This window comes from Nesterenkonia cremea (assembly GCF_014642675.1).
Classification (GTDB): domain Bacteria; phylum Actinomycetota; class Actinomycetes; order Actinomycetales; family Micrococcaceae; genus Nesterenkonia; species Nesterenkonia cremea.
Map to the genome: position 1 here is coordinate 169,149 of NZ_BMIS01000007.1, position 9,348 is coordinate 178,496.

General features: G+C 59.6%; 12 protein-coding genes and 1 pseudogene. 8 read left to right on the forward strand and 5 right to left on the reverse strand.

Annotated elements, in window-relative coordinates:
* Positions 1–9: 9 nt before the first annotated feature.
* Complete coding sequence (locus IEW85_RS09365; RefSeq protein ID WP_188684995.1) at positions 10–606, reverse strand: hypothetical protein; 597 nt, start codon at positions 604–606, stop codon at positions 10–12.
* A 727-nt stretch (positions 607–1,333) separates the two neighbouring features.
* Complete coding sequence (locus IEW85_RS09370) at positions 1,334–1,621, reverse strand: hypothetical protein (protein WP_188684996.1); 288 nt, start codon at positions 1,619–1,621, stop codon at positions 1,334–1,336.
* Between the two features lie 148 nt (positions 1,622–1,769).
* Here IEW85_RS09370 and IEW85_RS09375 point away from each other — a divergent pair, with 148 nt between their 5' ends.
* On the forward strand, positions 1,770–2,573 hold the full coding sequence (locus IEW85_RS09375; protein WP_188684997.1) for an HNH endonuclease: 804 nt from the start codon (positions 1,770–1,772) through the stop codon (positions 2,571–2,573).
* A gap of 26 nt (positions 2,574–2,599) precedes the next feature.
* Here the strand turns inward: IEW85_RS09375 and IEW85_RS09380 are convergent, their stop codons facing one another.
* Positions 2,600–3,160 carry a TetR/AcrR family transcriptional regulator gene (locus IEW85_RS09380; RefSeq protein ID WP_188684998.1) on the reverse strand — a complete coding sequence of 187 codons (561 nt, stop codon included), beginning with the start codon at positions 3,158–3,160 and terminating at the stop codon, positions 2,600–2,602.
* Between the two features lie 84 nt (positions 3,161–3,244).
* Between IEW85_RS09380 and IEW85_RS09385 the strand changes: the two genes are divergently transcribed.
* Both IEW85_RS09385 and IEW85_RS09390 read left to right on the forward strand, forming a co-directional pair.
* Positions 3,245–3,655, forward strand: coding sequence for a hypothetical protein (locus IEW85_RS09385; protein WP_188684999.1), 411 nt, complete (start codon positions 3,245–3,247; stop codon positions 3,653–3,655).
* 7 nt (positions 3,656–3,662) lie between these two features.
* A complete protein-coding gene (locus tag IEW85_RS09390) occupies positions 3,663–4,121 on the forward strand; it encodes a nuclear transport factor 2 family protein (protein WP_188685000.1) in 459 nt (152 codons plus the stop codon).
* Here the strand turns inward: IEW85_RS09390 and IEW85_RS09395 are convergent.
* Positions 4,074–4,940 (reverse strand): SDR family oxidoreductase, encoded by an 867-nt coding sequence (locus IEW85_RS09395; RefSeq protein ID WP_308420879.1) that lies wholly within the window; start codon positions 4,938–4,940, stop codon positions 4,074–4,076. The genes IEW85_RS09390 and IEW85_RS09395 overlap by 48 nt on opposite strands.
* 7 nt (positions 4,941–4,947) lie before the next feature.
* Between IEW85_RS09395 and IEW85_RS09400 the strand changes: the two genes are divergently transcribed.
* The 3 genes from IEW85_RS09400 to IEW85_RS09410 all read left to right on the forward strand — a co-directional run bounded on the left by IEW85_RS09400 (position 4,948) and on the right by IEW85_RS09410 (position 7,229).
* Positions 4,948–5,832 carry a sigma factor gene (locus IEW85_RS09400; protein WP_188685002.1) on the forward strand — a complete coding sequence of 295 codons (885 nt, stop codon included), beginning with the start codon at positions 4,948–4,950 and terminating at the stop codon, positions 5,830–5,832.
* A 53-nt stretch (positions 5,833–5,885) separates the two neighbouring features.
* Positions 5,886–6,386, forward strand: a complete 501-nt coding sequence (locus IEW85_RS09405) for a VOC family protein (RefSeq protein ID WP_188685003.1) — start codon at positions 5,886–5,888, stop codon at positions 6,384–6,386.
* 66 nt (positions 6,387–6,452) lie between these two features.
* Positions 6,453–7,229: a MerR family transcriptional regulator gene (locus tag IEW85_RS09410; RefSeq protein WP_229658932.1), complete on the forward strand. Its 777-nt coding sequence runs from the start codon at positions 6,453–6,455 to the stop codon at positions 7,227–7,229.
* A gap of 16 nt (positions 7,230–7,245) precedes the next feature.
* Here IEW85_RS09410 and IEW85_RS09415 read toward each other — a convergent pair.
* Positions 7,246–7,895: pseudogene (locus IEW85_RS09415) on the reverse strand (transposase); the annotation flags it as partial.
* Positions 7,896–8,151: 256 nt separating this feature from the next.
* Here IEW85_RS09415 and IEW85_RS09420 point away from each other — a divergent pair.
* Positions 8,152–8,658, forward strand: coding sequence for a hypothetical protein (locus IEW85_RS09420; protein ID WP_188685008.1), 507 nt, complete (start codon positions 8,152–8,154; stop codon positions 8,656–8,658).
* Between the two features lie 109 nt (positions 8,659–8,767).
* Positions 8,768–9,348: helix-turn-helix domain-containing protein (locus IEW85_RS09425; RefSeq protein WP_188685010.1), on the forward strand; the 581-nt coding region annotated here is incomplete at its 3' end.

Here is a 9,348-nt window from a genome sequence, read left to right on the forward strand (position 1 = left end):
ACCATAGCCTCAGCCCATCGGCGGAATGAGAGGAAGCCCCTGCGTAGCCCGAACACGGCAATCCCTGAGATACGCGGCCAAATCTTCTCCGCCCACACGAAGCGTGGTCTGCAACCGAATCTCGTACTTCGGCGCAGGGATGATCGGGATATACAAAGCCCAAACCCGCAGCGAGTCCCGCATGTTCTTCCATTTCTCTCTCGAATGGGCCTGCGGAATTACGTCAAGTACAACCATCGGCTGCCCCTGGCTCTTGCTGCGGCCCGCCTGGCCGATTACGCGTATATCTGTGATCTCGGACCACGAGAGCTTCCAGAAGCGACTCCGCACTCCATCTAGAGTGATCTTTAACACGCGAGGAAAGGCGAAATCGTAAACAGTCAACAGCGTCATCAGCACGCCAAACGGCAGAAAGTAGGGCATGAATGTATAGAAGGACCGCTCCGGGATGCTCAGGTCACTTCGCAACAGAACTTCATCCCTGCCACCGATGGCCACGATGGAAGACAGCAATATTATAACTGCGATAGAAACGAGACCCAGGGAGAAGCCTTTTCTATCTTTAATCCTAAATAACTCCAGGACGATTCCTTTCAACAGATTCACACCTGATAGCTACAGACCTCATGTGATCCAGTATATTACGGTTTCCCTTGCGACCAAGCCACTATGTCAACCGGATGGGGTACACAACGCGATATCTCCAGCCATACGGCCGACGCATCCTCCGCACCACGGGCCTCCAAAACCTCCAGCGTTGACCCGCTCGCTGAAGACAGAACACAGGCTACCCCTGCATCAAGCCACGACACCTCGGACTCCATCCACCCATCGCGGCTTTCCCAATTAAATGACAGAGTGCAAAGACGAATCAACCCCTCATCACACTCCACTCCAATAAAGGCCAGCTCTTCACGAATGTCCTCAATAACTCGCAAGAACGATTCAGGTTCTTGCCTGAAGTCTCGAGCCTTGCGCGCCACACGGAGCAGATCTGACAGGCCATGCGGAAGCGGCCAGGAAACTGTGGGAATACTGCACAATCCCGCCCTGTCATAAATCAACTTCCAAAGAGCCGAACCCCTCTGCTGGGAAATCAGATATGACGACTCCCCGGCTGCGTTCCAATCAACCATCTGAGCACTAAGGATGCCATTAGGTCCTAGAAAACACGCTGTATCCCAACGCCACCCCTTGGCATCGACAATCTCCAATTCCATGCAACTTCTAACCGAACCCCAAGCTGATGCGACTCGGGGCTGAGTACGATAATCGAGGTACTCATTGACCGAGCTCTGAAGCTCGGACCCAGATACTTTGTCTACAATCACTGCTACTCCCCGCTCCATACAGCCTCAGCCATTGACGATTCGATCCTGGGCTGCCACAGCGGGGCCTCCATAGCCGGATAGCTAAACGTTATCGATACAGTTGCAGCACCGTAAGGAGCTATATACTGCTGGAATGTAATCGGCAAGTCGTTCTTATAATGAAAGGCAAGCCTTTTCACCGAAGGCTCCTCACCCAGAGAGCTTTTCCCCAAGAATATGAGTCGATACTCCTCAATATCTCGAAGGAACTGCGGTTCCTTTTCACGCTCTTCATCCAGAATCCCAGACATCCCCGGCCCCTGAAGGGCTAGGTGTTGCGGGGCTTGACGTTGTTTACAGCACCGATGGGATGAGCGAAGAAGAGGAGCAGGCCCTCTCGCGGCATGATGGGTAATCGCGAAACAACCGTCATCAGCGAAAGAGAACCTGCTCCTCNACGTGGAACTGTTCAACCAGGCCGCCGAGAAAGCCAAAGAACGTCGCTACGCCAGCTTCCACCATGGTCACGACGGAATGAGCCTAGTGGAACTGTTCATCCCCACGATTGAGGCCAAGGCCATCGAGAAGAAAGTAAACGCCGCAGCCCGGGGCATGAACCGGACACAGCCGCGGGATCGTGACGAACTGCCTCACCTCGCCGCCGCAGGTATCGACGGGTACACTCCAGTGGACCACGACGCCCGGTGCCAGGACCACGACCCGGAAGTGGCCACCGTTGAGGTGAACGACCGGACCATCCGTCAGCGGGAGGCTGACCTCCTCAGCGCTTGGCTCCGGGATGGCCACTGCTACAACACACCCATCTCGGCGAAGATCTGTGTGATGGTCCCCGAAGAAACACTGACCGGGGAATCCGATGAACCCGCCATCAGCGCTGACCGGGCCAGCATCATCCCAGCAGCAGACATCAGAAAGATGGCAGCTGATCCCGAGGCTGAGCACCAGTGGTACACCGCCGGCACCCGCACAAACGCCACCAAGGCTGACCGGGACATCCTCACGGTGATCTACAACGGGCGCTTCGCCCCCGAACGATTACGGGATGCGATCATCTTCCGCGACGGAATCTGCCAAGCCACCAGCTGCACCATCCCCGCCGAACGATCCGATCTCGATCATCAGATCCCCTACGAACAAGCCGGCCCCACCACAGGGCCCAACCTCTGGGCACTATGCCGGCGACACCACAGACTCAAATCCCACGGCTACCTACCCCCCACCGGCCCCAGCCAGATCCGGTGAGCAGCGCCAAACCGCTGCTTGACCGTCTAAGACAGCGGAAGCATTGCTGCTCCGGCCTGCAGCGCCTCTGTATAGGCCGCCGCACGCTCTTGCTCAGTTCCGGGCCTGAGCCCCGCCAGTTCCAGTGAGACTAAGCCGTGCACGTATGCCCACACGCGTTCGGCGTGAACCCTCGCCTGCTCGCTCTCACAGTCAATGGCGCGGGCCACTGCATGGGTGAGCGTCTGGAACGTGGAGTTCTCCGGATCATAGGGCGCCGCGCTAAACATAACCCTGTAGAAATTCGAGTCCTCCAAAGCGTTCTGCCGGTAGGCGAGACCGAGGGCCAGGAGATCTGCGAGCGCGTCATCGCTCTGCTCCACCGTCTCCAATCGAGCAGCAAACCTGCCGAAACCCTCCTGCACTACCGCATCAATCAATTCATCTCGGTTACCGAAGAGTGAGTACACCGCCGCAGTGGTCGTGCCGGCCTGCGAAGCTACCGACCGCAGCGACAGACCCTCCACTCCCCTAGCTGCAATGGACTCCGAGGCAGCTTCAAGAAGTTTCAACTGGACGGTGTCGTCATGCGTTCTGGGGCGTGCCATGCGCTACATCGTACTCTTGCCACGGTTTTCTAACAGTGTTATACATAACAGTGTTAGAAAACTCTCGTGCTCATAGGAGCTGCCATGTTTGAGTTGGCTGATTCCGCCCGTATTACCGCAGGCGCAGTTCTGCTCTCAGCCACCACAGTCGCCAGCGGCGGCTGGTTCCTCACTCGCGTTGTAGGTGGCAAAGTTGAGACCACCGAATTCCAGAAATCCTTCTACCGCGCCGGACATGCCCATGCCGGGGTGTTGATCATTCTGGGCCTCATCTGCCTCATGCTCACAGAACAGACATCCTGGACCGGCTGGGCTGAATGGTTGTCCAGGGTGGGCGTATTGATGGCGGCAATCCTCATGCCCGCCGGATTCTTCCTCTCAGCCTTGGGGACAGGACGAACCCAGCCCAACGGATGGGTCAGTCTCCTCTGGATCGGGGCAGCCTTTTTGATCGCGGGCCTTGTCACTTGCGGCCTCGGCCTCATCATTGGTTAGCGACCAGATGTACCGAAGGCTCATTCGCTCTCGCATTCGAACGATCTTTTCAGCCCTCAACCGTGGGGACACCAGCCCTATGCTCAACAGCCTCGCTTCAGAATTCGAGTATGTCTTTCACGGCGAGCACGCGCTCGGCGGTCGGCGGACAACAGCCGCATCTGTCGCCGCATGGTGGGAGCGAGTCTTCCAGCTGCTGCCCGGCCACCGCTTCGAGGTTCAGCAGATTCTTGTCAATGGCCCGCCCTGGAACACCCAGGTAGCACTTCATGGGCGGGTTACCGGCACTCTCCCTGGAGGCCGTCCGTATGAGAACGTCCTGTTCCAACGCATGCGGATACGGTGGAGTCAAGTCACGGCCATCGAACCCTTGGAAAACCTACAACTCCTGGAGTCTGCCCTGGAACATATGTGCTCTTCAGGTGTCAGTCTTGCTGGAGCTGGCCCCATCACCGACGACCCCTAGCCATTCAGCGAAAGTCTCAGTTCCCAGCTGGGCTCCCTCTCTGGGCAACTGTAGACCGGCCGCCATTCCCCGCATCATCGGCACGGGCAGGCGCACAGGCAGAATCAGCCGCCTGCTCCCCTGACTGCGTGCATAGGCGCGGACCATCTCGGCCAAGTCCTCTTCATGGGGGCCAGCAAGATCCGCAGCCCTCCCCAAAGGCTGCCCCTCGGCCAAGCTGACCAGTTTCTCAGCAACCTCCCAGCCGGCCACCGGCTGCACTCGTGCACGTGGGGCCAGAACAACCGGTCCCAACGTGGAGCGCTGCAGTGTCTGGGCCGCGAACTCATGGAACTGTGCCGCACGCAGAATGGTGGTCGGCACGGCGGCGTCGTTGTAGATCTTCTCCATCGCCAACTGCCCCGCGTAGAAACCATGCGGGTTCCGGTCCACACCAATGATGGACAGGCGCACCACATGTGGCACTTCAGCCGCTTCAGCTGCGGCCAGAACGTTCTTGGCCGCTGTGCTGAAGAACTTCACAGCGGGTGAGACAGAAAGTGTGGGCATACTGGACACATCGATTACAGCGTCGGCGCCTCTCAATGCCTCGTTGAGTCCCTCTCCTGTGGTGACATCGACTCCAGTACTGCGCGATGCCGGTATTGCCTCGTGGCCGCGAGCTTGGGCCGCTTCGACTACCAGCGAGCCGACTGTTCCTGTTCCGCCAACTACCGTGATCTTCATTCTCAAGGCTCCTCTCAGTTTTGTGAGTGTTGCGCGGGGGTCTGCGCCCAGATAGACGACGAGACAGCCGATCAGATTGTCAGGTGAGATCATGGGGAGCATGACTGCCGAGCTTCTCGAGATCGACGGCGAGCGCCCCCGGTTGCTGGGTCTGGCCTATCAGATGTTGGGTACTGCGGCCGATGCCGAGGATGCGGTCCAGGAGGCGATCAGCAGGTTCTATGCACTGCCGGTACAGGACCGGGCGGCGGTTCACCGACCCGGGGCCTGGCTGATGCGTACCACCGGTCGGATTGCTCTGGATGTGCTGAAGTCTGCCCGCCGCAAGCGCGAACTCTATGTGGGCGAATGGCTTCCTGAGCCCATTCCTGGTCGTGGAGAAGAGGCCGAAGGCTCCTCTCCGGAGTCATATGCAGTTCTGCAGACCGAGGTCTCCTATGGGCTCATGGTGGTATTGGAATGGCTAAGTCCCGCCGAGCGAGCGGTGTTCGTGCTGCGGGAGTCATTCGGTCTCGGGTTCTCCGAGACATCAGAGGTAGTACTGCGCACCCCCGGGGCCTGCCGGCAGTTGGCAACCGAGGCCCGGAAGAAGATCCAAGCAGGCAAGGCCACTCGTGGTTCTGAGGAAGCCGGGCATGCCCAGTTGGTTCGAGCCTTTGCGGAGGCCTGCGCCACCGGTGACATCGCGGAGCTGACTCGGCTGTTGGACCCCAGTGTGGAACTGAGGTCCGATGGCGGCGGGGTAGTCTCCGCTGCGCGTCGCCCGGTCATCGCCGCCGAAAACGTTGCCAAGATGCTGGTGGGTCTGCGGCAGAAGTTCCCCGAGGCCGAGGTCGAACCTGTCACCCTGACAGGGGGCGAACACGGTGCGCTGTTCCGCCTGGGTGAGGAAGTCGGTGGGGTGGTGGCCTGTGGCGTAGTCCATGGGGTAATTGAGCAGGTCTGGATCATGCGCAACCCGGAGAAACTGCGGCTGTGGCAGTAGTTCCTGCTGGAAGTCTTGACCCTGACGTGACGTGAGGGTGGAGGCTGAACTGCATGACAGAGATATATCCCGCTTTCAGCATCAGCCCGGTCCCTCAACCCACCTCAGATACAGCCGCTCCCGAACTGTTCCACGGTATATACGGAATGCCGGCATTCGTCACGGTTCCCACCGCAGACCTGGAGGCCTCCACCCAATTCTGGACGGAGGGGCTCGGGTTCTTCGACTTCTTCTCAGCCGAGGGCCAGTTTGTGCATCTGCGTCGGTGGGCCTTTCAGGATGTACTGCTGGTCCCTGGTCAACCTCGTGCTCAAGCTTCAACCGCAGTCGTCAGCTTCGCCTGTGTGGAGAAGCAGCTTGTGGAGATCGCGGCCTCCTGTCAGCGCCTGCTACCCGAAAGTGCTTCTGAGCCGAGCGTGAAGCCGTGGAATTCTGCAGAGGTCGACGTCGTGACCCCAGAGAATCTGCGTGTGACGATGACCGCGGCTCGGCCTTTCGACCCCGAGAGTCAGGAGGCTCAGAACCTCAAGGAAATCGGCATCGAAAAGAATTGACGGTGCTTGGGGCAGACTGGAGTACTGGTGAGACCTAGCATGAGGCCCGGCGAGGCCGCCGGCGAGATGACTGTGGGCAAGGCTGCGGCCATGCTCGGTGTCACCGTGCGCACCCTCCATCATTGGGATGCGATGGGCCTGGTCCGTCCTTCGGAGCGTTCTGCTGTCGGCTACCGCATTTATACCGCCGAGGATCTCCTGCGGCTTCAGCGGGTGCTGATCTATCGGGAGCTTGATCTGCCGCTGGATGAGATTGGGCGACTGCTGGAGGCCGGCAGCGAGGGTGTGGAGAGTTCCCTGAGGCAACAGCGTGACCGGATTGCTGAGCGAATGGAGCGCCTCGAGCAGATGTCTGGGGCACTGGAGAAGCTCATTGCCGCACATGAACGAGGTGTTGTTCTCACATCTGAGGAGCAGTTAGCGGTCTTTGGGGAGGATTGGGATCCGGATTGGTCCCGTCAGGCCCGGCAGCGTTGGGGCAATTCGGCCCAGTGGGCCCAGTATGCCGAGCGTTCAGCGCAGCGCGATGCTGAGCAATGGGCAGGGCTGGTGAATCGGACCGAGCAGTTTGAATCGGAGCTGGTGGAGGCGTTCCAGGAACCCATTGCGGTGGGAGACGAAGCGGCCAATGCACTGGCCGAACGGCACAGAATGCTGATGTCGGAGCATTTCGACTGTACGCATTCCATGCAGGCCTGTATCGCTCGGAACTACGCAGCCGGAGGAGAGCTCAACGAGTACTACGAACGGCTGGCGACAGGCTTGGGTGACTGGTTGAAGGAGATTATCGACGCCAATGCCCGTGCCGCCGGAATCGATCCGGAGACGGCTCAGTGGGAATGAACTAGGCTGATTCCACCCACACTGTGTTCGGTGCCCCAGCCGAGGGGGCTTCCGCAGTGGAGGATCCGATGCGTTTGCGACGACGTTTCACCGGCACCCGTAAGCCCTCTTCGCGCCAGAGACGTTGGACCTTCTTATGGTTGATCTCCCAGCCCTCGGCCCGTGCATCATGGTAAGCCCGCCGATAGCCCCACCGCGGATGGGCCTTCGCGTAGGCCCGAAGCCACCCCCGCAGGCCGGCATCAGCCTCAGCGGTGGACTCACCGGTGAGCCGGCGGCGGAACGCAGAACGAGAAAGCCCGACCAACACCGTGGCCTTCCGCTCGGAGAGACCCATCTTCTGCATCAGGTGATGGACCCCAGCGCGGCGACGGTCCGGGCTTAGAAGTTTCCCTGCGCCAGCTCCTTCAACGCCGCCTTCTCCAGCTCGGCCTCTGCTAAGAGCTTCTTGAGCCGGTCGTTCTGTTTCTCCAGCTCCTTGAGCCGTTTGGCATCCTCGGCCTTGAGCCCGCCGTACTGGTTCTTCCACCGGTAGTAGGTGGCCTCGGTGACGCCGAGTTCGCGGGCGATAGCGGCGACGTCCTGGCCTTGGGCCTGAAGTTTTTCGGCGTCTTGGAGCTTCCGAATGATCTGTTCCGCGCTATGGCGTCGTCTCTTGCTTGTCATAGTCACACCAGTTTTCCTGCCCGGAGGCCCGGGCACTAGCGCAACTCTCATAACCGGTGGACCTAAAATTAGGGGTCACACCAGCATGAGGCCGTGAAATATAAGTAACGGAAGATATGAATTGAGATTGCAGGTGAGTAGGTTGTTTACGCCTAAGAAGGGTCTCAGCTCTGTGGGAATCGTCGCTCTCCTTGCCAGTTCCACAGCTGCGTCGGCAAATTCCAACACGGGCGCGGAAAGTAGCTCGGAGCAATAAGTGCCAGAAGCAGAGGTTCATGACATTGAGCACGGAGATGGCTACGTCGCGGTCTATCCGGAAGAGGATACGCCGCCGCCAGGAGAAGAGGCCGACTTTTTATCCACAGGTCCCGTAGATGAGGACGAGTTGCTTATCGTCGCTCGGGAAGATGGGTCATTGCCACTGGGCCTTGAGCCCGAAGAGTTAGTCGAAGCACAGCAAATTCTTGAGGCAGATGAGGCTGAGGGTCTGGACGAACTTGAGGCCATGAGTTTGCTGGAAGAGCGTGGGTTCGATATAGAAATCCCGGCTGAGGGCAGCATCACTGCGCGGAACGTAGAGTGCAACCCCTTTATCGCGGGCCTGGGCACTTGGAGTACTGCGCATACGAGTAGCCTGGCGGTATTCGGCAACCCTGAATATGAGCAGTTCTACCAGTTCAGCCCTTCTTTCCAGTTCACTCAGCAATTGGTCGCGGGTCAAGGTGTTGGGTACATCCAAACCACTAGCTGTTGCGGGGCTTGACGTTGTTTACAGCACCGATGGGATGAGCGAAGAAGAGGAGCAGGCCCTCTCGCGGCATGATGGGTAATCGCGAAACAACCGTCATCAGCGAAAGAGAACCTGCTCCTCGATGTCCCACGATAACGCGCCACTGACCCCTGAAGGTCGACTCCGCCTCATCCGCCGTATCCAAAACGGCCGTCCCCTGGCCCATGTCGCGGCTGAAGCCGGAGTCTCGAGAGCCTGCCTGTCGAAATGGCACAAGCGCTACCAGCACCATGGCGAGGACGGCCTCCACGATCGCTCGTCGCGGCCGCAGGCATCGCCGGATACCACCCCGGACTGGGTGGTGGAGCTGATCGAGACCTGGCGCCGGGAGCATAAGTGGGCGGCCTCCCTCATCGCCGTCGAGCTTGAGCACGAGCACGGCTTCGGCATCCACCCACGCACCGTGGGCCGCTGGTTCAAGCACCTGGGCATCAATAAGCGCCGCCACCTCGACCCGGGCGGTGAGTCCAACCGGCAGCCCGGCACGATCACCGCCACCGCACCTGGGGCGATGGTGCACCTGGATGTGAAGAAGGCCGGCCGGATCCCCGAGGGCGGTGGCTGGTTCGCCCACGGCCGAGACTCCGAGGCCGCTCGCGCCGCCAGCCGGTCGAAGAGCGCCGCGAAGAAGCAGGGCCACAAGATCGGCGGCTACACCTACCT